The sequence below is a fragment of the Streptomyces albireticuli genome, from assembly GCF_002192455.1.
Lineage (GTDB): Bacteria > Actinomycetota > Actinomycetes > Streptomycetales > Streptomycetaceae > Streptomyces > Streptomyces albireticuli_B.
The window spans coordinates 2668874-2694255 of record NZ_CP021744.1; the positions used below are offsets into that span (position 1 = coordinate 2668874).

The following is a 25382-nucleotide window of genomic DNA, read 5'->3' on the forward strand; positions in this document are numbered from 1 at the left end:
CGCCGTTCATACCGTCAGCACGACCTTGCCGAACAGGTCGCCACCGGCCATCTTCTCGAAGCCCTCGCGCGCCCGGTCGAGCGGCAGGACGGAGTCGATCACCGGTCGCAGGCCGGTGGCGGCGCAGAAGGAGAGCAGGTCCGCGAGCTCGTCCTTGGTGCCCATGGTCGAGCCGACGACCTTCAGCTCCAGGAAGAAGATGCGGTTGAGTTCGGCGGCGGGCGGGTTGGGGCCGCTGGTGGCCCCGGAGATCACCAGGGTGCCGCCGGGCTTGAGGGACTTGACCGAGTGCGACCAGGTGGCGGCGCCCACGGTCTCGATCACGGCGTCGACGCGGTGCGGCAGCCGCGCCCCCGGCTCGTAGGCCCCCTCGGCGCCGAGCTCCACGGCACGCCGGCGCTTGGCCTCGTCCCGGCTGGTCGCGAAGACCCGCAGCCCGGCCGCGGCGCCCAGGGCGATCGCCGCGGTGGCGACCCCGCCGCCGGCGCCCTGGACGAGGACGCTCTGGCCGGGGCGGACGCCGGCGTTGGTGAACAGCATCCGGTACGCGGTCAGCCAGGCGGTCGGCAGACAGGCCGCCTCCGCGAAGGACAGCTCCTTCGGCTTCGGCAGCACGTTCCACGCGGGGACGGCGACGCGCTCGGCGAAGGTGCCCTGGTAGCGCTCGGTGAGGATGGAGCGCTGCTCGCGCGGGCCCACGCCGTGGCCGCTCTGGCCGATGACGGAGTGGACGACGACCTCGTTGCCGTCCTCGTCGAGGCCCGCCGCGTCACAGCCGAGGATCATCGGGAGCACCTCGTCGGAGAGGCCGACACCGCGCAGCGACCACAGGTCGTGGTGGTTGAGGGACGCCGCCTTGACGTTGACGACCGTCCATCCCGGCGGCGCCTCGGGCTCGGGGCGCTGGCCCAACTCAAGTCCTTCGAGGGGCTGGTCACGGTCGGTGCGTACGGCATAGGCGGCGAACATGATCCGAACCTAGACCCGCGACGCGCGGGGCGGAACCAGGCGCCGGTGTGACACGCGCCGCGTCGGCCACGGGGGTGTCCACAGGCCGCTCCGGCAACGGCCGTATCCACGGTGGAGGGTGTGCTTTCCCGTTGACCGGGCGCCCCGGAGGCGGGTTGGCTTTGCGGGCCCGCGCATGTACCGCACAGGTGTCGTACGGGCTCGTTCCCGAGGGGGGAATTCTCATGCGTCGCTCCGGACGCGTCACCGTCGTGGTGGCGCTCTTGGGAAGCTGTGCCGCGGCCCTGCCCGCCACGGCGGCCGCGGGTGAGGCGCGCCCGGCGCGCACGGCCGTGGTGAGCGCGGCCGCCGACGGGACGTGGGCGGACGGCGAGTCGCTCAACGCGAGCGTCAGCGCCGACGGCCGGTTCGCGGTGTTCGAGTCGCGGGCCACCAACCTGGTGCCGGGGAAGCCGGACCTCCGCAACGTCTATGTCAAGGACCTGCGTTCGGGCGCCCTGGAGCAGGTGAGCGTCGCCACCGGCGGCGGCCGGGCCGACGGGCCCTCGTACAACGCCTCGATCAGCGGGGACGGCCGGTACGTCGTCTTCACCTCGGAGGCCGGGAACCTCGCGCCGGGCCAGAACCCGGCGGGCGGCCTCGACGTCTTCGTCCGCGACCGCCGGACGGGCCGGACGGAGGCCCTGCTGACCAACGCGTCGGGGACGCCGGCCGGCAACCGCGATCCCTCGATCAGCGCCGACGGCCGGTTCGTCGCCTTCGCGTCCACCCGGAGCGACCTGGTGCCGGGCGACACCAACGAGGTCGCGGACGTCTTCGTCCAGGACCGGGTGCGGGGCACCGTCCGGCGGGTGAGCGTCGCCGAGGACGGCTCCCAGGCGAACGGCTTCTCCGCCTCCCCGGTGATCAGCGCGGACGGCGGCACGGTCGGCTTCAGGAGCGCGGCCGTCCTGGTCCCCGACCCGGAGGGCGGCACGGAGCTCCTGGCGCCGCACCCGAGGGCTCGCGCGTTCTACGTCCACGACCTGCGCACCGGCCGCACCCAGCGGGGCGCCCAGGCCCTCGACGGCGGCCCCGTGGCGGCCACGGGGAGCATCGCGCTCAGCCCCGACGGGCGGTACGCGCTCTACTCCTCGGTCTCGGCCTCGATCGTGCCGGACGACACCAACGGCCGGACGGACGCCTTCGCCAAGGACCTGCGCACCGGTCGTACCCAGCGGCTCAGCGTCGCCCCCGACGGCTCACAGGCGAACGACGGCTCCTACGACGGCGCGGTCCTGAGCGCCGACGGCCGGACGGCGTACTTCACGTCCACGGCGACGAACCTGGTGCCCGGCGACACCAACGGCCACCAGGACCTGTTCGCCCGCGACCTGCGCACGGGGGCCGTGGAGCGGGTCGATCTGGCGCCGGACGGGGGGCAGGACGACGGGGACGCGAGTGGGGTGTCGGTGGATCTGGTGGGGCGGGTCGTGGTGTTCGGGAGTTCGGGGAGCAATTTGGTGGCGGGTGATGTGAACGGGGTGCATGACGTGTTTCAGCGGCGGGTGGGGTAGGGGGCGGCGGGTGCGGGTACGGGGGTGCCGCTGCGCGGGGCCTTTCCCCAGCCCCGCCCCTTCCCGAAACCGGGGAGATCCCCGGGCCCCCGGCCGCGCTGACGCGCGGCGTCCTCAAGCGCCGGACGGGCTGATTTCAGCCCGTCCGGCGCTTGAGGACCGGGGTCCGGGGCGGAGCCCCGGTCGGGAAGGGGCGGGGCTGGGGAAAGAGCCCCGCGCAGCGGCACCCCGAACGCCGCAGGGCCCGCCCGGACGACGAAACGTCCCGGCGGACCCCAAGGGCTCCACGCGCCGCTACAGACCTAGCGCCGCGCCACCCCCTCCGCACGGGCCGCCGCCGCGACAGCCGCCGTCACCGCCGGAGCCACCCGCTCGTCGAACGGCGACGGAATCACGCAGTCCGCGCTCAGCTCGTCCGCGACCACCGCCGCCAGCGCCTCCGCGGCCGCCAGCTTCATGCCCTCGGTGATCCGCGACGCCCGCACCTGGAGGGCGCCCGCGAAGATGCCCGGGAAGGCCAGGACGTTGTTGATCTGGTTCGGGTAGTCGCTGCGGCCCGTGGCGACGACGGCCGCGTACTTGTGGGCGACGTCCGGGTGGATCTCCGGCGTCGGGTTGGCCATCGCGAAGATCAGCGCGTCCTTCGCCATGGTGGCCACGGCCTCCTCCGGGACGGTGCCGCCGGAGACGCCGATGAAGACGTCCGCGCCGTCGAGCGCCTTCTCCAACGGGCCGCTGAGACCGGCCTTGTTGGTGAACCCGGCGACCTCGCGCTTGACCGGGTTGAGGTCCTCGCGGCCCACGGACACGATGCCCTTGCGGTCGCAGACCGCCACGTCACCGATGCCGGCCTCCACCAGGATCTTGGCGATGGCCACACCGGCCGCGCCCGCGCCGGAGATCACGGCGCGCAGCTGGCCCAGCGAGCGGCCGGTGAGCTTCGCGGCGTTGCGAAGCGCGGCCAGGGTGACCACGGCCGTGCCGTGCTGGTCGTCGTGGAAGACCGGGATGTCCAGCCGCTCCTGGAGCCGGCGCTCGACCTCGAAGCAGCGCGGCGCGGAGATGTCCTCCAGGTTGACGCCGCCGAAGGACGGCGCGAGACGGGCGACGGTGTCGACGATGTCGTCGACCTCCCGGCAGTCGAGCGCGATCGGCACCGCGTCCACGCCGCCGAACTGCTTGAAGAGGATGGCCTTGCCCTCCATCACGGGCAAGGACGCCTCGGGACCGATGTCCCCGAGGCCGAGCACCGCGCTGCCGTCCGTCACGACCGCCACGACCTGGGACTTCCAGGTGTAGTCGTGCACCAGCTCCGGCTGCTCCGCGATGGCGCTGCACACCTTGGCGACGCCCGGCGTGTACGCGAGGGACAGGTCGTCCCGGTCGCGCACGGGCACCGTCGCCTCGATCGCCATCTTGCCGCCCCGGTGCAGCGCGAAGGCCGGGTCGAAGAGCTCGTCCCGAGCCTCGTCCGCACCACGTTCGCTGCGAGGATTCACAATCTCCGCTGCCACTTCATTGACCCCTTTGTCGATTTCCGTCGAGGGTAGCCGCCCGAGGTAGCGGGCCGCCGGGCACAAGCGCACAAGTGCCCTGGTCCCCGGGGTGCGGGGTGTAACTGGTCTTTCTACCGGATGAGCGCTACGGCCGACGAGTGAGATACGCCGCCGCAGGTCACGACACCCACACATGCACGTCAAAAGCGTGTCAACTGGTGCCGGAAGTCCATGGAGTGAGACAAGAGGTGCGTGACTTGTGTCTCGTACCGGAGAGGCGCGCCGAAGTTCCGTAGTACGAAGCGGGCCGGTACGGCACGGGGATCACCCGTTATCCGATTTTGACATAGACAGCCCCCCGAACGGTGCAGTCCAGATGGCAAGATGCCCCAATCACACGAGGTCGCGGCGCCCGCCGATGTGTGCTCGTGACCTCGTGTGAGCTGTGTGAATTGCAGTCCGATCCCGTCGGCCACCCCCTCGATCGCAGGAGGAACCAGCAATGACCGCAAGCACCACCCCTCGCACGGCTGCCGCCAGGAGTCGTGTGGCCGCCGCCGGCGCGATCGCGGTCGCCGGCGCCCTGCTGCTGTCCGGCTGTGGCGATATGCGCGACAAGCCCGGCACCGGCGACGAGTCCGCCGGTGCCCCGCAGGGCGCGAACGCCCCGCTCTTCGACAAGCTCCCCAAGCGGATCCAGGCCTCGAAGGTCATCAAGGTCGGATCCGACATCGCCTACCCGCCCATCGAATTCAAGAAGAACGGCAAGAACGTCGGCGTCGACCTCGACCTGGGTGCCGCGCTCGGCAAGGAACTCGGCGTGAAGCTGGAGTTCAACAACAGCGTCTTCGACGCCCTGCTGACCGGAATGCGATCGAAGCGTTACGACATCGCGATGTCGGCGATGACGGACACCAAGGAGCGCCAGGAGGGCATCGACCCGAAGACGGGCAAGAAGGCGAGCGAGGGCGTCGATTTCATCGACTACTTCTCGGCCGGCGCGTCGCTCTACACCAAGAAGGGCGACACCAAGGGGATCAAGGGCTGGGAGGACCTCTGCGGAAAGAAGATCGGCGTCCAGCGCGGCACCGTCTCGGACAACTTCGCCAAGGGCGAGAGCAAGAAGTGCGAGGAGTCCGACAAGGACCCGATCTCCATCGAGGCCTACGACAACGACCTGGAGGCCCAGACCCGGCTGAAGGCCGGCGGTGTGGACGCCGTCTCCAGCGATTTCCCGTCCGCGGTGTACGCGGTCGCCACCTCCGGCGGCGGCAAGGACTTCGAGATCATCGGTGACCAGGTGGCGGCGAACCCCTACGGCATCGCCGTCAGCAAGGACGACGCCCAGCTGAGGGACGCCCTCAAGGCCGCCCTTGAGGCGATCATCAAGAACGGTGCGTACGAAAAGGTCCTCAAGACCTGGGGCGTCGAGGCCGGCGCCGTCAAGGAAGTCAAGATCAACGGCGGTCAGTGACCCCGCCTCCGGCCCACTCCCTTTCCTCGTAGGCAACGCTGAAAGGCACTACCCGTGACTGCTTCACTCGAAAAGTCGGGGCCCGCCGACACCCCTCCGCCCGGCCCCGAGCCGGAGGCGATCAAGGCCATCCCCGTCCGGCACTACGGCCGGTGGGTCGCCGCCGTCGTCGTGCTCGCCCTGCTGGGACTGCTGGTCAACGCGTTCGCCACCGCGAACATCAATTACGACGCCATCCCGGACTTCATGTTCGACTCCAGCGTCCTGACCGGCCTCGGCAAGACCGTGCTGATCTCGGTGCTGGCGATGGCGCTCGGTCTGGTGCTCGGCGTGGTCCTGGCCGTGATGCGGCTGTCGAAGAACCCCGTGACCTCCGCGGTCTCCTGGGCCTACATCTGGTTCTTCCGCGGCACCCCGGTCTACGTCCAGCTGCTGCTGTGGTTCAACCTCGCGCTGATCTTCCCGTACATCAACCTCGGCCCGATCTACCGGGACGAGATGAGCGACTTCATGACGCCGTTCATGGCGGCGCTGCTGGGCCTCGGGCTCAACGAGGCGGCGTACATGTCGGAGATCGTCCGGTCGGGCATCCAGTCCGTCGACGAGGGGCAGACCGAGGCCGCGCACGCGCTGGGCATGAACCAGGGCCGCACGCTGCGGCGAATCGTTCTGCCGCAGGCGATGCGGGTGATCGTGCCGCCCACCGGCAACGAGTTCATCAACATGCTGAAGACCTCGTCGCTGGCGGCCGCCGCCTGTCAGTACCTGGAGCTGCTGCGCTCCACCACGGACATCGGTCAGTCCACCGGTGCCACGGTCGAGATGCTCTTCCTCGCCGCCACCTGGTACCTGATCCTCACCAGCATCTTCAGCATCGGTCAGTTCTACCTGGAGCGGCACTACGCCCGTGGCTCGCTGCGCTCCCTGCCGCTCACCCCGTGGCAGAAGATCAAGGCGAACCTGACCTCCTTCAGCAACCGCCAGTCCGGAGGTGTCCGCGCATGAACGCGATGGTGAAGGCCGAGGGCGTCCACAAGTCCTACGGTGCCGTGCAGGTCCTCAAGGGCATCGACCTGGAGGTCGCCCCGCGCGAGGTGTTCTGTCTCATCGGCCCCTCCGGGTCCGGCAAGTCCACCTTCCTGCGGTGCATCAACCACCTGGAGAAGGTCAACGCCGGCCGGCTGTACGTCGACGGCGAGCTGGTCGGCTACCGCCAGAAGGGCGACCGGCTGTACGAGCTCAAGGACAGCGAAGTGGCCCGGAACCGCCGGGACATCGGCATGGTGTTCCAGCGCTTCAACCTCTTCCCGCACATGACGGCGCTGGGCAATGTCATGGAGGCGCCGGTCCAGGTCAAGGGCGAGACCAAGGCGGTCGCCCGGGAGCGGGCCATGAAGCTGCTGGACCGGGTGGGCCTCGCCGACAAGGCGGGCAACTACCCCTCCCAGCTCTCCGGCGGCCAGCAGCAGCGCGTCGCGATCGCCCGCGCGCTCGCCATGGAGCCGAAGCTGATGCTCTTCGACGAGCCGACGTCGGCGCTCGACCCCGAACTGGTGGGCGACGTCCTCGACGTCATGCGGGGCCTGGCCGAGGACGGCATGACGATGATCGTCGTCACCCATGAGATGGGCTTCGCCCGGGAGGTCGGCGACTCCGTGGTCTTCATGGACCAGGGAGTGGTGGTCGAGTCGGGCAACCCGCGCGATGTGCTGACCAACCCGCAGCACGACCGGACGAAGGCGTTCCTGTCGAAGGTGCTGTAGGAGCGAGGGCATGGACGCGGCGGGGCGGCGGTACGGGTGGGTCCGTACCGCCGCCCCGCCGCGCTCCCGGCCGTTGCGGGAGCGCGCCGCACGAAGGCCCGGCATGTAATACCCTCGATGGCTTGTCGGCCATTACCTCCGGCCGCCATGGACCGACGCCCCCCTGACCGCCTGCGTAAGGACCCCAAGTGGAACTCGCCTACTACTCGGACTTCGCCGTGCGCCTGGTCAACAGCGAGGAGCCCCTCCGCGGCACCGACACGCTCACCTCCGTGGAGGCCGTCCGCGAGCTCTTCGGCGCCGGGGCGCAGGCCGCCCGGCGCGCCACGGACACGGACGTCACCCGTCTGCGGTCCGTACGGGCCCGGCTGCGCGGGGTGTTCGAGGCCGCGGCCGAGCACGACGAGGTCCGCGCGGTGGACCTGCTGAACGCGCTGCTGATGGAGTTCCCCGTCAGCCCGCAGATCTCCGGGCACGAGTTCCGCGACGACGACGGCCGCCCCAAGTGGCACATGCACATCGCCGACCACGCCGCGAGCGCGAGCGCCTCGTACACCGCGACCGCGTGCATGGGCCTGGCCGTCCATCTGACGGAGTACGGCGTCGACCGCCTCGGCATCTGCCAGGCCGCCCCCTGTCGCAACGCCTATCTGGACACCTCGACCAACCGCTCCCGCCGCTACTGCTCCGACCGCTGCGCCACCCGGGCGAACGTGGCCGCCTACCGCGCCCGCAAGCGCCTGGAGAGCCGGGCCGCCGAGGCGGCCGGCACGGCCCGCACCGGCCTGAGCGCCGAGCCCAGCCAGGACAGCAGCGCGCCCGCCGAGCGCTGACCCGCGCCGGGCGGCCGGCGCACCCGCAGCCAGGCACGGGCCACCACCAACTCGTCGGGCACCGTGCCGAACTCCCGGCTGTCGTTCTCCACCAGGGGGTTGTCCCCCATCACCCACCAGCCGCCCTCGCGCCGCTCGACGGCCCGCTTGACGATGAGCAGGTCCTGCCGGAACGGGTGGCGCACCACCACGACGTCACCCGGACGGACCACCGCCCCGTACTGGACGACCAGTTGGTCACCCGGGTTCAGCGTCGGCACCATCGACGGGTTGTGGACCTCGGCGAGCCCGATCCGCAGCAGTCCGCGACGCTCGCGGTCCAGCTCCTGCCCGCGCTCGTCCACTTGCTCCTGCACCACGGCACCTCCCGGTCCGTCTTCCTCCGCCTGTCCCACCGGTGCCGCGACGGCACCGGACCACTACCGGACTTTTGCCCCCGGGCCCCTTCCAGCACCCGGGAAAAGCCTTCCCACACCGAGTAATCTCGCACCTGAGAAGACGATCACGAGGAAGGACAGCTCTATGCTTTCCCGCCTGTTCGCCGCCAAAGTCCAGGTCAGCGCCCACTGCGACCTGCCCTGCGGTGTATACGACCCGGCCCAGGCCCGTATCGAGGCCGAGTCGGTCAAGGCAGTCCAGGAGAAGTACCAGGCCAACCAGGACCCGGACTTCCGTACCCGCGCCCTTGTCATCAAGGAACAGCGGGCGGAGCTGGCCAAGCACCATGTCTCGGTGCTGTGGAGCGACTACTTCAAGCCCCCGCACTTCGAGAAGTACCCCGAACTGCACCAGCTGGTCAACGACACGCTCAAGGCGCTGAGCGCGGCCAAGGCGTCGAACGACCCGAAGACGGGCGAGAAGGCGCTGGAGCTCATCGCCGAGATCGACAGGATCTTCCGGGAGACCAAGAAGGCCTGACGCGCGGAGCGAAGTCACAGAGAGGCCCGGCCGGTTCTCCGGCCGGGCCTCTTTCTTCGCACCCGTCCGGCCCCGAGAGGTCCGGACAGAGTCCTGTTCAAGGATTTGTTTCGAAGGTTCGTTCAATTCGAAGATTCGTTCAATACGACGCGGGCCGCGGGCACGCGTCAAAGGGGGGACATGTTCGACTTCTTCTTCCTCGCGCTGCCGGGGCTGATGGCGGCCGGCGGGATCGCGGGGATGGTCTGGGCGATCGTCCGGATGCGGCGGCTCAGGGCGGCGTGGCGCAGCGGCATCGAAGTGCCGGGCCGCTGCCTGCGGCTGTACGCGCGGACGGTCACCCGGCGGCGGGGCGCCCACTCCTCGTCCTCGACCGCCCTGCACCACGTGTACGAGTTCACGACGGCGGAGGGCGAGGTGCGGCGGTTCGAGGAGGCCGGCGGCTCCGCTACGGTGGTGGAGGGGGACGCCGTCGTCGTCCGCTACCCGGCGGGCCGGCCGGAGCGGGCCACCGCGCTGCCGCCCGGGGACGTCCGGACCCGGATCGGCATGGTCCTCCTGCTGGGCTTCCTGGCGGTGTTCGTCGCGGCCTGCGTCGGCTTCGGGGCGTTCTACCTGGGCGTGTTCAAGCCCGCGAAGGAGAAGGTCACGGAGCGGATCGAGGAGATACCCCGGACGACGGCGCCGCCGCGGCCGGCCGGGCCGCCGGATCCGGCAAACCCCGGGAAGGGGGCTCCGGAGGGCTTCCCGGCGGACATGCCCACAGGGCCGCCGGACGGCTTCCCCACGGGTGCTCCCTCCGGTTTCCCCACCGGCTTCCCCACCGGCGTTCCCTCCGGCTTCCCTTCGGACTTCCCTTCCGCCTTTCCTTCCACGGTCCCTTCCGGCTTCCCCGGACCGGCCCGCTGAGGCGGCCGTGGCGCACGGTCACCTCACGGTGGCGGCCACCACCCGGGCGAAGGCCCGTACCCGCTCGGTCCCGCCGTCCCGGTGCCGGATCAGGCCGAGGGCCGACTCGGGCAGGCCCGTGACGGGGACGAAGGTGATGTCGCGGCGGCCGTGGTACTCGGCGGTCGGCCCGCACAGCAGCATCCCGGCGCGGTTGGCCGCCGTCAGGGTGAGGCCCTCCTGGAGGGTGGTGACGGCGGGGCCCGGCGGGACCGGCCGACCGGCCGGCGTGACCGTCGGTGCCTGCGCCTCGCGCCAGTAGGCGGGCGCGGGGCCGGCCGGGGCGACGAGCGGGCAGCCGGCGAGGTCCTCCGCGGAGAGCTCGGCCCGCCCGGCCAGCGGGTGGCGCACCGAGAGGGCGAGGGCCTGCCGCTGCCGGGAGAAGACCGGGCCCACGACCAGCGCGGGCTCCGCCACCGGCAGCAGCACGACGGCCGTGTCGACCTCGCCCCGGCGCACCGCGCCGAACGGGTCCGAGAACGGGATCTCCACGATCTCCACCGCGCAGGCCGGATAGCGGTCCTGGAAGGCCGCGATCGCCTCCATGACCCCGCCGTCCGCGGTGCCCTGGAACCCCACCCGGAGCACCCCCTCGACGCCCCGGGCGGCGGCGCGGGCGTCCTCCACCGTGGCGCGGAGCCCGTCGTAGGCCGGGCGCAGGGCGGCGCGGAAGCTCTCGCCCAGCGGGGTGAGGGCGACCCGGCGGCTGGTGCGCTCGACGAGGCGGGCGCCGATCCGGCCCTCCAGGGAACGCAGCAGCTGGCTGACGCGGCTCTGCGACACGTACAGCCGCTCGCCGGCGCGGCCGAAGTGCAGTTCCTCGGCGAGGACGAGGAAACACTCCAGCTCCCGCAGGTCCATGCCGCTCACGGGCGCCCCTCCCCTGTCCGTTCCCGATCGATGAGTCTCCCTCATGGAAGGGTGAGGGATCGGGCGTTGTTCCCGGGGGCCCCGCTCCGGAGGCTGGGGCGCATGGTGAACGTGCGACAGAAGACGAGGGTGGCGGGGGGCCGGCCCGCCGTGGCGGCGGTGGCGGCCGGGACGTTCTCGGTGGTGACGACCGAGATGCTGCCGGTGGGGCTGCTCACCCCGATCGGGGAGGACCTGGGGGTGTCCGCCGGGACGGCGGGGCTGACGATGACGGTGCCCGGGCTGGTGGCGGCCGTGGCCGCCCCCGCGGTGACGCGCCTCGCGGGGCGGCTGGACCGGCGCCTGCTGCTGGTGGGGCTGATGGGGCTGCTGACGGTGGCGAACCTGCTGTCGGCCGCCGCCACGGGCATCGCGGTGCTGGTGGCGCTGCGGGTACTGGTGGGGGTGTGCATCGGCGGGGTCTGGGCGATCGCGGCCGGGCTGGCCGGCCGGCTCGTCCCCGAGCGGCAGGTGGGTCCGGCCACCTCCCTGATCTTCAGCGGGATAGCCGTGGCCTCGGTGCTCGGGGTGCCCGCGGGCACGGTGGTGGGCGCGGCGGGCGGCTGGCGGGCGGCCTTCCTGGCCATGGGCGCGGTGGCGCTGGCGGTGACGGCCGCCCTCGCGGTACTGCTGCCGCCGCTGCCGGCCCCGGAACCGGCCGGCGGCACGGCAAAGGCCCTGGGCCCGCTGCGCGCCGCGCCGGTACGGGTGGGGCTGCTGCTGGTCCTGCTGCTGGTGACGGGCCACTTCGCGGGCTACACGTTCGTACGCCCGCTCCTGGAGCGGGTCCCGGGGACGGACGCCGGGCTGATCGGCGGCCTCCTGGTGGCGTACGGCGTCGCGGGCGTGGCCGGCAACTTCCTCGCGGGCTCCACGATGACCCGCCGGCCGCGCGCCACCCTCCTGCTGATCGCCGCCGCCCTGGCGGTCGTGATGCCCGCGCTGGCGGTGGCCGGCGGCGGGGTCCTGGGCGCCACGGTGCTCGTGGTGCTGTGGGGGCTGGCGTACGGCGGGGTGTCGGTGGCGACGCAGAACCGCCTGATGGTGAGCGCGCCGCCGGGGACAGGAGAAGGAGTCTCGGCGCTGTTCGTGTCGGTCTTCAACCTGGCGATCTCGCTGGGGGCGCTGGTGGGCGGCCGGGTGGTGGACGCGGGGTCGGCGGCGGGGGCCGCGTGGGTCGGTGGGGCGCTGGCGCTGCTGGCGGTGGGGGTTGTGGGGGTGGGACGGGTGGGGCGGTAGCGGCTGGGGTGAGTGTGTGCGGCGGGCGGTGCGTGGGGGTGGGGTGCCGCTGCGCGGGGCCTTTTCCCCGGCCCCGCCCCTTCCCGCTGCATCCGATGTGCGGCTCCGCCTCGTGGCGGGGCTCCGCCCCCGGGCCCCCGTTCCGCGCTGACGCGCGGTGGCCTCAAACGCCGGCCGGGCTGAAAACCGGGCTGAATCCCGCCGGGGCCGGATCGTCGCGTGGGGTATCCCATGGACCGATTCGTCATGGGACGGCGATCCCTGGGTATGCGGCCGGTGGAGAACGAGAAGGAGCCGCACGATGGTCGTCATCGAATCCCCTTACGGGGACGCCGCCGGTGCCCGCCACGCGACGGCGGAGTTCCTGGCCCGCCACTGTCCCTGGGCCGATCCCGAGGCCGTCGTCCTGGTCGTGTCGGAGCTGGTCGCCAACGCCATCCGGCACACCGGTGGCTGGTGGCGGCTGTGCGTACGGGCCGTCCAGGGCCGCCTGGTGGTGGAGATCGCCGACGCCAGCCCGGAGCCGCCGGTACCGCGCGCCCCGGACCTGACCGGGGGCGGCGGGCTGGGCTGGCACATGGTCGAGAAGCTGGCCACGCACCTGGAAGTGGTGCGGCAGGGCGACGGCAAGGGCAAGACGGTACGGGCGACGTGGCTGCGGCCGGTGCTACCGCTGGCGGTCTGAGCGGTCACGGCTCGCGGCTCGGGGCTCCCCGCTCGCTCGGGGGCCCACCCGGACTCGGGGGCCCATTCGGAGGGGGCTCCGCTGCTCCGGTCGGGTCCGGGCTGCTCCGGACCGGAGCAGCAACCCGCTCAGCCCATTCGGTCCATTCGGTCCATTCGGTCCATTCGGTCCACTCGGTCCACTCGGTCCACTCGGTCCACTCGGTCCAGCCTCGCAGCTCGGCTTCGGCGGATCAACGACCGGCCCCGGCAACCTCCAGCCCGGCCGGCGTTTGAGGCCACCGCGCGTCAGCGCGGAACGGGGGCCCGGGGCGGAGCCCCCGGTTCGGGAAGGGGCGGGGCTGGGGAAAAGGCCCCGCGCAGCGGCACCCCCACGCACCCGCACCCGCACCCGCACCCGCACCCGCACCACCCGACCCACAAGCCAAGCGCCAGCGCTACCGAGCTCCCAGCAACCCCACCCGCAACCGCCCCAGAATCCGCGTCAGCAGCCGCGACACATGCATCTGCGAGATCCCCAGCTCCGCCCCGATCTCCGACTGCGTCATCTCCCCGCCGAACCGCATCCGCAGGATCTGCCGGTCCCGGTCGTCGAGCTCGGCGACCAGCGGTTTGAGTGCTTGCAGGTTCTCGACGCCCTCCAGGGCGGGGTCGACGTCGCCGAGCCGGTCGGCGAAGCTGTTGCCGACCTGGTCGGAGCCCTCGTCCACGGGCACGTCGATCGAGCCGGCGGTGTAGCCGTTGCTGGCCACGATGCCCTCGACGACCTCCTCGCGGCTCAGCCCGAGGTGCGCGGCGAGCTCGTCGGGGGTCGGCGAGTGGTCCAGTTCCTGGGAGAGCTCGCCGGTGGCCTTGGCCAGCTCGACCCGGAGTTCCTGGAGGCGCCGGGGCACGTGCACGGACCAGCTCGTGTCACGGAAGTGGCGCTTGATCTCACCGACGATGTACGGCACGGCGAAGGTGGTGAACTCCACCTCCCGCGACAGGTCGAAGCGGTCGATCGCCTTGATCAGGCCGATCGTGCCGACCTGGATGATGTCCTCCATCTGGTCGCCCCGGCTGCGGAAGCGGGAGGCGGCGAAGCGCACCAGCGAGAGGTTGATCTCGATCAGGGTGTTACGGGCGTACTGGTAGGCGTGGGTCCCCTCCTCCAGCTCGGCGAGCCGGTCGAAGAAGAGCCGCGACAGTTCGCGGGCGTCCCGTGGCGCCACCGTGGTCGCGTCCTCGATGTACGGCAGCCCCCCGACCGATGCCTCGAACCGCTGCGAGGCAGCCGTCGAACGCTCCGTCGCAACCGTGGATGCCGTGATGGTCACGTCGTCCTCCCCAGATCCGTTGGTGACGTCCCGCCGCCTACCCGGTGCCCTGGCGGGCATGCCTGCGGTTTTTCGCCGCGCGGAAGGGACGCGCGCGGAAACGGAAGCGCGGGGCTGCCGTCGCCGGCCGGTCACCAGGACTTTCCGCACCGGTCATCGGCGGGCGTGAGCATGCCGTCCATGACCGAAACGATCTCCCGCGCCACCGCCCGAAGCACTGCCGTTGCCCTGGCCACGGCCGCTCTGGCCATGGGCGCGACCACCGCCGGCGCGAGCACCGCGAGCGCGGCCGGCACCCCGGCGCCCGCGCCGGCCGAGAGCGCCGCACGGACATCCGGAACCGCCGGGCTGAAGGGCGTCGACTACGCGGCCTGGCAGCGTGAGGTGAGGTCCGTCATCGACGGGGCACGGCCGTACGTCGTGGAGCGCACGGCGAACGCGCAGCGGGAGAAGCAGGCCGTCGTGCTCGACATCGACAACAGCTCCCTGGAGACGGACTTCCACTGGAAGTACCCGACTCCGGCGATCGAACCGGTCCTGGAGCTGACGCGGTACGCGCACGCCCGGGGCGCCGCCGTCTTCTTCGTCACCGCGCGGCCCGGCCTGCTGGACGCGGCGACCGAGTACAACCTCCGGCGGGTCGGCTATCCGGTCAGCGGCCTGTACGTACGTCACCTCCCGGACCTCTTCCGGGACGTGAGCACGTACAAGACCGCCAAGCGGGCGGAGATCGAGGCCCAGGGCTACAAGATCATCGCCAATATCGGCAACAACACCACGGATCTGGCCGGCGGGCACGCCGAGCGGACCTTCAAGCTGCCGGACTACGGCGGCAAGCTCTCCTGACCGCGGCCCGGCGGGTCCGCCGGCCGTCCTCCCGACCGCGGTCCAGGCCGGCCGGGCCGCTCCCGCGCCTCAGTGGCGGCGCCTCGCCTTCGCACAGTCGAGGAAGGCCACGCCCAGGGCCGCCAGACCGATCTGGATCAGCCACTTGATCCAGTCGATCCCCTTGGTGTCGCCCACGCCCAGCGCGTGGGCGATGAGCGCGCCCACGAGGGCCGCGAGGATACCGACCGCGATCGTCCACAGCACACCGATGTGCTGGCGTCCCGGCACCACCAGGCGCCCCAGCACACCGATGATCAGGCCGATGACTATCGCACTGAAAATTCCCGAGATTTCCACGACGCCCCCTATCGAGCCCTTTCCGGCCCATCCGGCCCGTTTCCTCTGGTGACATCTGCCCAGCCGACGGGCGGCGCATGTCTGGCTTCCGTCGCTCGGAGCCGCCGCCGCGCGCCGTGCCTAGACTGGTCGTGCCGGGCACAGGACGCCCGACAGGGACGGGAGAGCGACAGTGGCCGCAGGTGTCGGGAGCGTCGAGGGCTTCCCCGGGGGCGTGGGCGGGGACTTCGACGACCCCTCGGCGGAGGTGCTCTCCGAGGCCGCCGCCGCGTTCGGACTGCTCGCCTCCTCGGCCCGGCTCCACCTGGTCTGGGCGCTGGCGCAGGGCGAGAGCGACGTGAGCGGGCTGGCCGAGCGGGTGGGCGGCGCCCTCCCCGCGATCAGCCAGCACCTGGCGAAGCTGAAGCTGGCCGGGCTGGTGCGCTCGCGCCGCGAGGGCCGTCGCGTGGTCTACCTCGTCGACGACCCCGACGTCGTCACGATCGTCCGGCTGATGGTCGGTCAGCTCGCCGACCGCAAGGCCGGTGCCGGTGCCGTCCCCGGGGCCCACACCGGGCGCCTCCGTGGGCTGGGCGCCTGACGGCGCGGGCGCGGCCGGCACCACCCTGGAGGCCCTGCGCGCGCTGGGCAGCGGACCGCGCGGGCTCGTCGAACAGCAGGCGGAGGAACGGCTCGCCGCGCACGGTGAGAACGTCTTCCCCGGCCGCCGCCCCGCGTCCTGGCCGCGCCGGCTCGCCCGCGGCCTCCGCGACCCCTTCACCGCCGTCCTGCTCGGCCTGGGCCTGGTCTCGGCCGCGGTGGCGTCCTGGGGCACGGCCTGTGTGATCGCGGTGCTGGTGACGGTCAGCTCCGTCCTGCGCGCCACCGGCGAGCACCGCGCCGACCGCGCCGCCGCCACCCTGCGCGATCTGATCGCCACCACGGCCACGGTGCGCAGGCGCGCGACGGAGACCTCGCCGCCCGGCACCCGCGAACTGCCGGTGGACCAGCTCGTACCGGGCGACGTGGTCCTGCTCGCCCCCGGCGACGTGGTCCCGGCGGACCTGCGTCTGCTCCGCGCCACGGGCCTGACCCTGCACGAGGCCGCCCTGACGGGCGAGTCGGCACCGGTCGGCAAGCGGGTGCCCGCGGCGGGCGGCGGCGCCTCGGCCCACGAGGGTTCCCCGGCGGCGCCGGGCCCGGCGCCCGGCGGCACGCGGCACCCCGGCGCGCGCGGCGGACCGGGCTCGCCCTCCCCGGGCCGCCCCGTCCTGGTCACCGCCCCGCAACGCCCTCCGGCCGACCGGGAACGGTCACCCGGCGAAGCGCACGGCACCGGCCCGCGGCCCGCGGACGCCCCCGCACCCCTCGATCTCCTCTCCCGCCCCGACCTCTGTCTCCAGGGGAGCAGCGTCGTCTCCGGCAGCGGAGTCGGCGTCGTGATCGCCACCGGGGCGGACACCGTCCTCTCCGGGGCGCTCCCGCGCGGCCCGGAGCGTTCGCGCGTGCCGCGCCCGTTCGACCGGTCCGTGAACGGCATCGCCTGGACGCTCGTACGGTTCATGCTGCTCACCGCCCCGGTCGTGCTGATCGCCGGTGCGCTGCTGCGCGGGCGCGGGCTGGAGACCCTGCCGTTCGCCGTCGCGGTGGCGGTCGGGCTGACGCCCGAGATGCTGCCGGTCGTCGTCACGACCGCGCTGGCGCGCGGCGCCGCGCTGCTCGCGCGCGGCGGCGAGGTCGTCGTCCGCCGCCTCCCGGCCCTGCACGACCTCGGCGCCGTCGACGTGCTGTGCGTGGACAAGACGGGCACGCTCACCCAGGACCGCCCCGTCGTGGCCCGCTCCGTCGGCGCCGACGGCCGGGACGACCCCGCCGTGCTGCGCTGGGCCGCCGTCAACGCCCTGTGGACGCTCCACCTCGCGGAGCTGCCCGCGCCGGACGCCCTGGACGAGGCGATCCTCGACGCCGACGAGGAGGCGGCCGCGTCGGGGGCGTACGGGCCAGGGGCGTACGAGACGGGGACGGACCGGACAGAGGCGTACGAACGGGAGGGCGCCCACCCCGCCGCCGCCCCGGGGCTCCCCGTGCCCCCGGCCGACCGGATCGCCGGCGGGATCACCGACCGGACCGGCGACGACATCGCCCCCGCCGGAGACGCCCCCGCACCGGCCGACCGGCCGGACACCCCCGCCCGGCACCTCCGCGCCGTCCCCTCCCCCACCACCCCCGCCTCCGCTTCCGAGGACCTCGAAGGCGTCGCCGCCCTCCCCTACGGGCCCGGCCGCCGCATCGCCACCGCCGTCGTCCGCGGATCCGGGCCGGTGGACGGGCGCGTGCACACCCTCGTCGTCAAGGGCGCCCCCGAGGACGTGCTGGAGCGCTGCGCCCTCGACGACGGGGAGCGCGCCCGGCTGGCCCGCCACGCGGACGAGCTGGCGGCGGACGGGCTGCGGGTGCTGGCCGTGGCCGTCGCCGAGCGGCCCGCCCGGGCCCGCCCGTACACCCCGGCCGACGAACGCGGCCTGACGCTCCTCGGCTTCGTCGGGCTGCGCGACGCCCTCGCGCCCACCGCCGCCGAGGCGCTCGCGGCGCTCTCCCGGCGCGGCGTGACGGTCAAGGTCCTCACCGGCGACCACCCCGGCACGGCCGCCCGCGCCTGCCGGGAGCTGGGCCTGGAGCCCGGCGAGGTCGTCACCGGCGACCGCGTCGACGCGCTGACCGGGCCGGAGCTGGCCGTGCTGGCCGACCGGAGCACGGTCTTCGCCCGGTGCGCGCCCGAGCACAAGGCGCGGATCGTCGGGGCCCTGCGGGAGGCGGGCCGCACCACGGGGTTCCTCGGCGACGGGGTCAACGACCTGGCCGCGCTGCGCTCCGCCGACGTCGGGATCTGCCCCCGCGAGGGGGTGGACGTGGCGCGGGAGGCCGCCGACGTGGTGCTCGCGTCGAAGGACCTGACCGCCCTGGAGCGGGCGATCGTCACCGGCCGGCGCAGCACCGGGAACATCGCCGCCTACCTGCGGATCACGCTCTCCTCGAACCTCGGCAACGTCATCGCGATGCTGGTGGCGGGCCTGATGCTGCCGTTCCTGCCGATGCTGCCCGCGCAGGTGCTCGTGCAGAACCTGTGCTTCGACGCCGCCCAGCTCGCCCTCGCCTTCGACCGCCCGGGCCCGGACGCCCACCGGCGGCCGGCGGTGCTGCGCCCCCGCGACCTGCTGCGCTTCATGACCGGCTTCGGGCTGCTCAACGCCGTCGCGGACCTCGCCACGTTCGGGGTGCTGGCGCTGGCCGTGCGGTCGCTGGGCGAGGAGGAGGGGCAGGCGGCGTTCCACGCCGGGTGGTTCACGGAGAACCTGCTGACGCAGGCGCTGGTGATGCTGCTGCTGCGGTCGGGGCGGCACGCGGCGGAGGGCCGGGTGCCGGGCCCGATCCGGGCCGCGACGTCGGCGCTGGCGGTGGTGGGCCTGCTGCTGCCGCTGTCCCCGGTGGGCCCGGCCCTGGGGATGTCGGCGCTGCCGCCGCTGTACTACGGGCTGATGGCGGTCGTGCTGGCGCTGTACGGGCTGGGGCTCGCGGCGGCGCGGAAGCGCTTCGGGGCGCGGCCCCCGGCTCCGGACCCCGGACGCCGTACGGGCTGAGGGCGGGCCCGTACGACGTTCAGGGATGTCGGAGGGGATGCGGGAAGGGGCGGGGGCGGGAGCCCCGCCGCCCGCACCGCCGCGAGCCACCGCCCCCACTGGCGGGAGCCGATCCCGAGCCACCGCCCCACTGGCGGGAGCCGATCCCGAGCCACCGCCCCCACTGGCGGGAGCCGATCCCGAGCCACCGCCCCCACTGGCGGGAGCCGATCCCGAGCCGCCGCCGTCCTGGGCGGACGGCCGTTCCTGGGCGGGTGTCAGCCCTGGACAGGTGCCAGTCCCGGCAGACACCGGCCCCGAGCCACCGCCGGTCCTGGGCGGACGCCGACCCCGAGCAGGCCAGCTCCCTACCGCCCTCACCAGTCGCCGCCTCCGAACCCTCCGCCCCCGCCGTCGCCGAAGCCTCCGCCGTCCCCCCAGCCGCCCCCGCCGAAGTCGTCCGAGTTGAAGTCCGACCCCGTGTAGTCCCCGCCCTCCGGCCCGCCCGCCTCGGGCGAGGCCGCGTAGGCCGGGCCGGTGAGCATGCCGCCCAGCATCGTGCCGACGAGCAGGCCGGGCAGCAGGCCGCCGCCGAAGTAGCCGCCGGCCCAGGGGGCGTAGGCGGGCCCGGCGTTCCAGTACGGCTGCGGGCCGTCCGGGGTGCGGACCGTGCGGGACGCCGGCTCCTGGCCGTCGGCCACCAGGGCCGCGTCGGCCGCGCACGCCGGCACGGTCCGGACCGCGCCGCCCGGGGGCGCCCACTCCACGTCCTTGACGGACGGGCCGTGGCGCGGGTCGAAGAAGCACGGCACGCGGCGCTCGGGCAGCGGGGCGCCGGTGCGGCGGGCGGCGAGGGTGGCGAGGGCGAAGCGGCCCTTGTCCAGCGTCTCGGTCACGGCCGTCACATCGGCCGGGACCTTCGCGGCGGCCATCTTGGATTTGGCCTCCTCGTAGGCGTCGAGGCCCGTCTCGTAGTCCTTGCGCATGGTGTCGTCGGCGCCGGGCTCGGAGGGGGAGAAGTCGAGCCGGTCGAGCTCCTCGCCGAAGGCGGTGATGTCCTCGTCGACGACGACGCGGAGGGCGTCGAGCTCGGCGCGCTCGCGCTCCTCCCGGCGCTTGCGGTTGCGCCGGTAGAGGGCGTACGCGCCCGCGCCGCCGGCGACGACGATCGCGCCGCCGGTGATCAGTCCGGTCGCCGAGACCCCGGAGTCGGAGTCGCCCCACGAGCTGGGCTCACGGCCCTTGGCCTGCCGGTCGGCCTGGTCGACGAAGCTGTTGAGCTGGGCCTTCGCGTCGCCGCCGGACCGCTGGACGGAACCGGTGAGGTTCCGGACGGCGGCCACCGGCATCACCTTGCGGTCGGCGTGGGCGTTGAACTCGGTGCCGCGGTGGATGACGTAGACGCCGGCGATGCCGACCTTGGTGCGCAGGTCCTGGAAGACCGTCGCCTTGGGGTAGTCGTCGGTGGCGGGCAGGACGGCCACGAAGACCGGCTTCCCCGCGTCCCTGATCTTCTTCGCCAGCGCCTCGGCGTCGGCCGCCGGGAGCTGTGCGGCGGCCCGGGGGTCGACGTAGACGGGCCCCTTCTTGAGCACCTCGGCCGCGGCGTCGAGGCCGGTGGCGGTGGTGCTGGGGTCGGCGTGTGCGGCGGGGGCGGAGAACGCCGCGCCGGCCAACGCGATCAAGGCGGCGATCAGGACCAGCAGCGGCCTGGGCAGCGCCCGGTGGGTGGCGGACATGGCGTTGCTCCTCGGAGAAGGACTGCTCGACGAACGGATCAACGGATCTCTCACTCTGCGTTTACCACGAAAACGGATCAAACAGGCACGGTGTTCCCCTGCCCGGCCGGGACGCGCCCATGTCCCCGGCCGTGCTCCCCTGCCGTACGGCGGCGCGCGCTCAGCCGTACGAGAGGTCGGCGCAGGGGTCGTCGTCCGCCGACCGGGCCTGCTCCTTCGTCTCCGGGGAGGGGGTCCCGGAGGCGGCCGCGGAGGGCTCCGCGACCGGGGCGGGCGAGGCGGCGGACGTGGTGGCGTAGTCCCGCCCGAGGGTGACGGAGATGCCGTCCGCCGCGTCGCCCCGGACGTAGGCGCCGGGGAACATCCGGGTGAGGGCGCGGGCGCGGCCCGCCTGCCCGGGGCCGAAGGTGATCACGGTGGTCGCCTGGTCGCGGTCGGGCGCGGTGCTGGTGCCCGTGACGGTGAAGCCGCGCTCCTGGAGGGCCGCGGCGGCGCGGGCGGCGAGGCCGGTGACGGTGGTGCCGTTGGCCACGGAGATCCGGGTCCCGTCGCCCGTGACCGGCGCGGCGGCGTCCGCCTGGGCCGCCCCGCCCGCGGCCCCGCCGGTGCCGCCGCCGGGTTCGCGCCCCTTCTCCGTGGCGTCCTGGCCGTCGATCGTGCGGTCGGCCTTGAGGGAGGCCCACAGCGCGTCGGCGTCGGGCTGGACGATGTCGACGCGGTCCCCCGCGTAACGCCAGGGGACGGTGATGAACTTGATGTCGTGCAGGTCGATGTTCTTGAGGGACATCGCGAAGGAGATCAGCTTGTCGGCCGTGCCCAGGCCGGGGTCGACGGTCATCGACTTGGTGGCCGCGTCGGCCAGCGGCAGCAGGGTCGTCGGGTTGAGGCCCTGCGACCGCACCTTCTTGATCATGCCGGCGACGAAGGCCTGCTGCCGCCGGATGCGGCCGATGTCGGAGCCGTCGCCGATGCCGTGGCGCACGCGCACGTAGTCCAGCGCCTTCTGCCCCGAGACGCTCTGCTTGCCCTTGCGGAACAAAAGGTCGCCCCGGGCACCGAGGTTGGGGTTCAGATCGCCCGCGTAGACGTCCTTGGGGACGCACACGGGGACGCCGCCGACGGCGGAGGTCATGGCGGAGAAGCCCTCGAAGTCGACGACGACCGTGTGGTCCACCCGCAGGCCGGTGAGCTTCTCGACGGTGTTCTGGGTGCAGGCCGGGTTGCCCTTGGCCGACTCCCCGACGGAGAAGGCGGAGTTGAACATCGCCCGGGTGCGCGGGGCCGTCCAGGTGCCGTCGGGCCGCCGGCAGGGCGGGATGTCCACGAGGGTGTCGCGGGGGATGGAGACGCCGACGGCGTGCTTGCGGTCGCCGTAGACGTGCAGCAGGAGGGCGGTGTCCGAGCGGCCCACGTCCCCCTCGCCACCGCCCAGCCCGCTGTTCCCGCCGGAGCGCGAGTCCGAGCCGATGACCAGGACGTTCTGCCCGGCGGCCCCGGCGCCGGGCCGGTCGTCGGAGAGGCCGCCCGCGTCGAAGGTGCTGATGTTGCCGTTGAGCTTGAGGTAGACCCAGCCGACTCCGGCGGTCAGCAGCGCCAGCAACGACACCAAGACCACGGCCGGGATCCGCATCCGCCCGGAGCCGCGCTTCCCTCGGGTGCCAGTCATCTACGAGCCCTCATCCACTCCCCCGGTGCTACCCGGCGCTCCCCCGGCACGTGCCCTGTCGACCGCATAGACGGCCGGGAGGCCACTTTGGTTGTCCAGTTGCGCAATCTGGCAAGTATGGTGAACGGGAACCACGCCGCCGTCCGGCGGCACCACCCGACACCGCTGAACCGAAGAGAGGTGCGGCCCCCATGCTGCGCAACGCCCTGGAGCCCTGGCACATCCTCGTGGTCGTACTCGTCCTGGTCGTCCTGTTCGGGTCCAAGAAGCTGCCGGACACCGCCCGGTCGCTGGGCAAGTCGATGCGCATCCTCAAGAGCGAGGCCAAGGCGCTGAAGGCGGACGACGCCGCGGCGCCGGCGGCGGAGGCCCCCACCACGGCGCCGGCCTCCGCCGCGACCCCCGCCGACAGCCCGCGGTGACCTGGGCGTCACCTGGACGTCCCCCGCGGTACACCCACCCCTGGTGAGCTTCGTGCGGCCGGGCATCCCGCCCGGGCTCTGAGGAGGAAACACCATGGGTTCTCGTCCGTACCGGCGCCGTCTCGCCTGGGGTGCCGCCGCGCTGCTCGCCGCCGGGGTCGCGGTACCGGCCGCGTACGCCGCGTCGGACTCGGGCGACGCGTCCGGGCAGGGGACGCCCGCCGCGCTGAGCGCGGGCCACGGCGCCAAGAAGGCCAAGAACGTCATCCTGCTCATCGGCGACGGCATGGGCGACTCGGAGATCACCCTGGCCCGTGACTACACCGTGGGCGCGGCGGGCCGCCTGAACATGGACAAGTTCCCGCTCACCGGCTCGTACACCACGTACTCCGTCGACAAGAACGGCAAGCCGGACTACGTCACCGACTCCGCGGCCAGCGGCACCGGCTGGGCGACCGGGCAGAAGACCGTCAACGGCCGGATATCCAAGACGCCCGGCACCGACAAGCCGATGACGACGATCCTGGAGCTGGCCCAGCGCAACGGCCTGGCGACCGGCAGCGTCACCACCGCCGAGCTCACCGACGCCACCCCGGCCGTGCTCGCCTCGCACGCCACCGACCGCAGCTGCGCGGGCCCGGCCGACATGAAGGCGTGCCCGGCCGACACGGTCGCCAAGGGCGGCCCTGGCTCCATCGCCGAGCAGAGCGTGAACCACAAGGTGGACGTGCTGCTGGGCGGCGGCAAGGCCCGCTTCGACCAGAAGATCACCGAGGGCCGCTTCAAGGGCGGCACCGTCACCCAGCAGGCCGAGAAGCTCGGCTACCAGGTGGTCACCGACGACAAGGGCCTGAAGAAGGCCCGGCCCGGCAAGCCCGTCCTCGGCCTCTTCGCCGACGGCAACGTGCCCGTCGAGTGGACCGGCAAGGCCGCCGCGCAGGGCGGCACCGAGCCGCAGCGCTGCGTGACGAGCAACCCGGAGCGCAAGGCCGGCACGCCGGCCCTGGACGACCAGACCCGCAAGGCGCTCCAGCTGCTGGAGGCCAAGCAGAAGGGCTCCAAGAAGGGCTTCTTCCTCCAGGTCGAGGGCGCCTCGATCGACAAGCGGGACCACGCCGCCGACCCCTGCGGCCAGATCGGCGAGACCGCGGCCCTGGACCGGGCGGTGAAGGTGGCCCGCGCGTACGCCGCCGCCCACCCCGACACGCTCGTGATCACCACCGCCGACCACGCCCACACCAGCCAGATCGTCCCGCTGGAGGCGACCCCGCCCGGCCTGTCCTCCACCCTCGTGACGAACGAGGGCGGGCGGCTGAAGGTGAACTACTCCACCAACACCCCGGGCAAGGCCCAGGAGCACACCGGCACCCAGGTGCGCATCGCGGCGCAGGGCCCGCAGGCGGAGCGCGTCCTCGGCGTCACCGACCAGACGCAGCTCTTCACCACGATCCGCTCGGCGCTCACCCTGCGCTGAGTCCGGGCCGGGGAGCACCCCGGACCACGGCCCGAGGGGGGCCGGCAGGACGGGGCCCGGCCGTGTGACGCGGCCGGGCCCTGAGGTTTGTGCCAGTTATCGGGCCTGAACATTGGCGGATCACATACCCCGTACGACACGAGTACCGTCGAGACTGTTGGTTCCCGTACCAGCTTGCCCGCCCGCGCAGGAGGAACCGCCGATGACCGGGTCCCGCGTACTCGCCCTCGGCCACTACCAGCCCGCCAGAGTGCTGACCAACGACGAGCTGGCCGCCATGGTGGACACCAGCGACGAGTGGATCCGCTCCCGCGTCGGCATCCGCACCCGCCGCGTCGCCGAGCCGGATGAGACGGTCGCCTCGATGGCCACCGAGGCCGCCGGCAAGGCGCTCGCGAACAGTGGCCTGGCGGCGGACGCCATCGACCTCGTCCTCGTCGCCACCTGCACCGCGGACGACCGCAGCCCGAACACGGCCGCGCGGGTCGCCGCCGCGCTGGGGCTGGGCGCGCCCGCCACGATGGACGTCAACGTCGTCTGCTCCGGCTTCACCCACGCGCTGGCCTCCGCCGACCACGCGATCCGGGCCGGCGCCGCGCGGAACGCGCTGGTCATCGGCGTGGAGAAGTTCACCTCGGTCGCCGACTGGACCGACCGCACCACCTGTGTCCTGGTCGGTGACGGCGCCGGCGCCGCCGTCGTCACGGCCTCGGACGAGCCCGGCATCGGCCCGGTCGTGTGGGGCTCGGTGCCCGGCATGGGCCACGCCGTCCGGATCGAGGGCACCCCGTCCCGCTTCGCCCAGGAGGGCCAGTCCGTCTACCGCTGGGCCACGACCCAGCTCCCGCCGATCGCCCGCCAGGTCTGCGAGCGGGCCGGCGTCGCGCCGGAGGAGCTCGCGGCGGTCGTCCTGCACCAGGCGAACCTGCGGATCATCGAGCCGGTGGCGCGGAAGCTGGGCGCGGTGAACGCGATCGTCGCCACGGACGTGACGGAGTCGGGCAACACGTCGGCGGCGAGCATCCCGCTGGCCCTGTCGAAGCTGGTCGCCCGCGGTGAGATCCCGCACGGCGCGCCGGTCCTGCTGTTCGGCTTCGGCGGCAACCTGTCGTACGCGGGCCAGGTCATCCGCTGCCCGTAGGGGGCGGCCCTGCGGGGCTTTGTTCCCCGGCCCCGCCCTTGTTCAGCCCGGCCG

At 73.2% G+C, this 25382-nt stretch carries 23 protein-coding genes; 15 read left to right on the top strand and 8 right to left on the bottom strand.

What is annotated here, in order from left to right; all coding sequences use genetic code 11:
* Positions 1-6 precede the first annotated feature (6 nt).
* Entirely contained in the window at positions 7-969 is a 963-nt protein-coding gene (locus SMD11_RS11080; RefSeq protein WP_087926295.1) for a zinc-binding dehydrogenase, read from the bottom strand.
* Between the two features lie 224 nt (positions 970-1193).
* On the opposite strand from SMD11_RS11080, the gene SMD11_RS11085 reads away from it, so the two are divergent.
* Positions 1194-2525: a TolB family protein gene (locus SMD11_RS11085; protein ID WP_087926296.1), complete on the top strand. Its 1332-nt coding sequence runs from the start codon at positions 1194-1196 to the stop codon at positions 2523-2525.
* Positions 2526-2827: 302 nt separating this feature from the next.
* Here the strand turns inward: SMD11_RS11085 and SMD11_RS11090 are convergent, their stop codons facing one another.
* Positions 2828-4039 (bottom strand): NAD(P)-dependent malic enzyme, encoded by a 1212-nt coding sequence (locus SMD11_RS11090; protein ID WP_087926297.1) that lies wholly within the window; start codon positions 4037-4039, stop codon positions 2828-2830.
* A gap of 484 nt (positions 4040-4523) precedes the next feature.
* Between SMD11_RS11090 and SMD11_RS11095 the strand changes: the two genes are divergently transcribed.
* From SMD11_RS11095 to SMD11_RS11110, 4 genes are all read left to right on the top strand, one after another.
* Positions 4524-5495: an ABC transporter substrate-binding protein gene (locus SMD11_RS11095; RefSeq protein WP_087926298.1), complete on the top strand. Its 972-nt coding sequence runs from the start codon at positions 4524-4526 to the stop codon at positions 5493-5495.
* A 54-nt stretch (positions 5496-5549) separates the two neighbouring features.
* Positions 5550-6500 carry an amino acid ABC transporter permease gene (locus tag SMD11_RS11100; protein ID WP_087926299.1) on the top strand — a complete coding sequence of 317 codons (951 nt, stop codon included), beginning with the start codon at positions 5550-5552 and terminating at the stop codon, positions 6498-6500.
* Positions 6497-7258, top strand: a complete 762-nt coding sequence (locus SMD11_RS11105; protein ID WP_087926300.1) for an amino acid ABC transporter ATP-binding protein — start codon at positions 6497-6499, stop codon at positions 7256-7258. The genes SMD11_RS11100 and SMD11_RS11105 overlap by 4 nt, the downstream gene beginning before the upstream one ends.
* 188 nt (positions 7259-7446) lie before the next feature.
* Positions 7447-8091 carry a CGNR zinc finger domain-containing protein gene (locus SMD11_RS11110; RefSeq protein ID WP_087926301.1) on the top strand — a complete coding sequence of 215 codons (645 nt, stop codon included), beginning with the start codon at positions 7447-7449 and terminating at the stop codon, positions 8089-8091.
* Here SMD11_RS11110 and sodX read toward each other — a convergent pair.
* The gene (sodX, locus tag SMD11_RS11115; protein ID WP_234366000.1) at positions 7980-8447 is read right to left on the bottom strand and encodes a nickel-type superoxide dismutase maturation protease; all 468 of its coding nucleotides are present in this window, start codon (positions 8445-8447) and stop codon (positions 7980-7982) included. The genes SMD11_RS11110 and sodX overlap by 112 nt on opposite strands.
* A 166-nt stretch (positions 8448-8613) precedes the next feature.
* Here sodX and sodN point away from each other — a divergent pair, with 166 nt between their 5' ends.
* Positions 8614-9009 (top strand): superoxide dismutase, Ni, encoded by a 396-nt coding sequence (gene sodN / locus SMD11_RS11120; protein ID WP_087926302.1) that lies wholly within the window; start codon positions 8614-8616, stop codon positions 9007-9009.
* Between the two features lie 180 nt (positions 9010-9189).
* Entirely contained in the window at positions 9190-9918 is a 729-nt protein-coding gene (locus SMD11_RS11125) for a DUF3592 domain-containing protein (protein WP_087926303.1), read from the top strand.
* A gap of 18 nt (positions 9919-9936) precedes the next feature.
* Here the strand turns inward: SMD11_RS11125 and SMD11_RS11130 are convergent, their stop codons facing one another.
* Positions 9937-10818 carry a LysR family transcriptional regulator gene (locus tag SMD11_RS11130; protein WP_418952516.1) on the bottom strand — a complete coding sequence of 294 codons (882 nt, stop codon included), beginning with the start codon at positions 10816-10818 and terminating at the stop codon, positions 9937-9939.
* Positions 10819-10929: 111 nt separating this feature from the next.
* Between SMD11_RS11130 and SMD11_RS11135 the strand changes: the two genes are divergently transcribed.
* Positions 10930-12105 carry an MFS transporter gene (locus SMD11_RS11135; protein WP_199843848.1) on the top strand — a complete coding sequence of 392 codons (1176 nt, stop codon included), beginning with the start codon at positions 10930-10932 and terminating at the stop codon, positions 12103-12105.
* A 301-nt stretch (positions 12106-12406) separates the two neighbouring features.
* Positions 12407-12790 carry an ATP-binding protein gene (locus tag SMD11_RS11140; RefSeq protein ID WP_087926305.1) on the top strand — a complete coding sequence of 128 codons (384 nt, stop codon included), beginning with the start codon at positions 12407-12409 and terminating at the stop codon, positions 12788-12790.
* Positions 12791-13226: 436 nt separating this feature from the next.
* Here the strand turns inward: SMD11_RS11140 and SMD11_RS11145 are convergent, their stop codons facing one another.
* Positions 13227-14099 (bottom strand): RNA polymerase sigma factor SigF, encoded by an 873-nt coding sequence (locus SMD11_RS11145; RefSeq protein ID WP_418952517.1) that lies wholly within the window; start codon positions 14097-14099, stop codon positions 13227-13229.
* A 186-nt stretch (positions 14100-14285) separates the two neighbouring features.
* On the opposite strand from SMD11_RS11145, the gene SMD11_RS11150 reads away from it, so the two are divergent.
* A complete protein-coding gene (locus SMD11_RS11150; RefSeq protein ID WP_087930422.1) occupies positions 14286-14951 on the top strand; it encodes an HAD family acid phosphatase in 666 nt (221 codons plus the stop codon).
* Positions 14952-15020: 69 nt separating this feature from the next.
* Here the strand turns inward: SMD11_RS11150 and SMD11_RS11155 are convergent, their stop codons facing one another.
* Complete coding sequence (locus SMD11_RS11155; RefSeq protein WP_087926307.1) at positions 15021-15290, bottom strand: GlsB/YeaQ/YmgE family stress response membrane protein; 270 nt, start codon at positions 15288-15290, stop codon at positions 15021-15023.
* A gap of 172 nt (positions 15291-15462) precedes the next feature.
* Between SMD11_RS11155 and SMD11_RS11160 the strand changes: the two genes are divergently transcribed.
* Positions 15463-15870: an ArsR/SmtB family transcription factor gene (locus tag SMD11_RS11160; protein ID WP_418952432.1), complete on the top strand. Its 408-nt coding sequence runs from the start codon at positions 15463-15465 to the stop codon at positions 15868-15870.
* Positions 15854-18907, top strand: a complete 3054-nt coding sequence (locus SMD11_RS11165; RefSeq protein ID WP_199843849.1) for an HAD-IC family P-type ATPase — start codon at positions 15854-15856, stop codon at positions 18905-18907. Before SMD11_RS11160 ends, SMD11_RS11165 begins: the two co-directional genes overlap by 17 nt.
* 356 nt (positions 18908-19263) lie before the next feature.
* Here the strand turns inward: SMD11_RS11165 and SMD11_RS11170 are convergent, their stop codons facing one another.
* Positions 19264-20625, bottom strand: coding sequence for a hypothetical protein (locus tag SMD11_RS11170; protein WP_087926309.1), 1362 nt, complete (start codon positions 20623-20625; stop codon positions 19264-19266).
* A 160-nt stretch (positions 20626-20785) separates the two neighbouring features.
* Positions 20786-22291, bottom strand: coding sequence for an LCP family protein (locus tag SMD11_RS11175; protein WP_199843850.1), 1506 nt, complete (start codon positions 22289-22291; stop codon positions 20786-20788).
* A 191-nt stretch (positions 22292-22482) separates the two neighbouring features.
* Between SMD11_RS11175 and tatA the strand changes: the two genes are divergently transcribed.
* The 3 genes from tatA (at position 22483) to SMD11_RS11190 (ending at position 25328) form a co-directional block, all read left to right on the top strand.
* Positions 22483-22713, top strand: a complete 231-nt coding sequence (gene tatA / locus SMD11_RS11180) for a Sec-independent protein translocase subunit TatA (RefSeq protein WP_087926310.1) — start codon at positions 22483-22485, stop codon at positions 22711-22713.
* Positions 22714-22807: 94 nt separating this feature from the next.
* The gene (locus tag SMD11_RS11185) at positions 22808-24187 is read left to right on the top strand and encodes an alkaline phosphatase (RefSeq protein WP_087926311.1); all 1380 of its coding nucleotides are present in this window, start codon (positions 22808-22810) and stop codon (positions 24185-24187) included.
* A gap of 202 nt (positions 24188-24389) precedes the next feature.
* Positions 24390-25328, top strand: coding sequence for a beta-ketoacyl-ACP synthase III (locus SMD11_RS11190; protein WP_087926312.1), 939 nt, complete (start codon positions 24390-24392; stop codon positions 25326-25328).
* Positions 25329-25382 lie beyond the last annotated feature (54 nt).

Excerpts from the sequence above, each read along its gene's own strand:
- SMD11_RS11080 (WP_087926295.1), bottom strand. The coding sequence starts at position 969 with ATGTTCGCCGCCTATGCCGTACGCACCGACCGTGACCAGCCCCTCGAA.
- SMD11_RS11085 (WP_087926296.1), top strand. The coding sequence starts at position 1,194 with ATGCGTCGCTCCGGACGCGTCACCGTCGTGGTGGCGCTCTTGGGAAGC.
- SMD11_RS11095 (WP_087926298.1), top strand. The coding sequence starts at position 4,524 with ATGACCGCAAGCACCACCCCTCGCACGGCTGCCGCCAGGAGTCGTGTG.
- SMD11_RS11105 (WP_087926300.1), top strand. The coding sequence starts at position 6,497 with ATGAACGCGATGGTGAAGGCCGAGGGCGTCCACAAGTCCTACGGTGCC.
- sodN (WP_087926302.1), top strand. The coding sequence starts at position 8,614 with ATGCTTTCCCGCCTGTTCGCCGCCAAAGTCCAGGTCAGCGCCCACTGC.
- SMD11_RS11125 (WP_087926303.1), top strand. The coding sequence starts at position 9,190 with ATGTTCGACTTCTTCTTCCTCGCGCTGCCGGGGCTGATGGCGGCCGGC.
- SMD11_RS11130 (WP_418952516.1), bottom strand. The coding sequence starts at position 10,818 with ATGGACCTGCGGGAGCTGGAGTGTTTCCTCGTCCTCGCCGAGGAACTG.
- SMD11_RS11135 (WP_199843848.1), top strand. The coding sequence starts at position 10,930 with ATGGTGAACGTGCGACAGAAGACGAGGGTGGCGGGGGGCCGGCCCGCC.
- SMD11_RS11140 (WP_087926305.1), top strand. The coding sequence starts at position 12,407 with ATGGTCGTCATCGAATCCCCTTACGGGGACGCCGCCGGTGCCCGCCAC.
- SMD11_RS11150 (WP_087930422.1), top strand. The coding sequence starts at position 14,286 with ATGACCGAAACGATCTCCCGCGCCACCGCCCGAAGCACTGCCGTTGCC.
- SMD11_RS11170 (WP_087926309.1), bottom strand. The coding sequence starts at position 20,625 with ATGTCCGCCACCCACCGGGCGCTGCCCAGGCCGCTGCTGGTCCTGATC.
- SMD11_RS11175 (WP_199843850.1), bottom strand. The coding sequence starts at position 22,291 with ATGACTGGCACCCGAGGGAAGCGCGGCTCCGGGCGGATGCGGATCCCG.
- tatA (WP_087926310.1), top strand. The coding sequence starts at position 22,483 with ATGCTGCGCAACGCCCTGGAGCCCTGGCACATCCTCGTGGTCGTACTC.
- SMD11_RS11185 (WP_087926311.1), top strand. The coding sequence starts at position 22,808 with ATGGGTTCTCGTCCGTACCGGCGCCGTCTCGCCTGGGGTGCCGCCGCG.
- SMD11_RS11190 (WP_087926312.1), top strand. The coding sequence starts at position 24,390 with ATGACCGGGTCCCGCGTACTCGCCCTCGGCCACTACCAGCCCGCCAGA.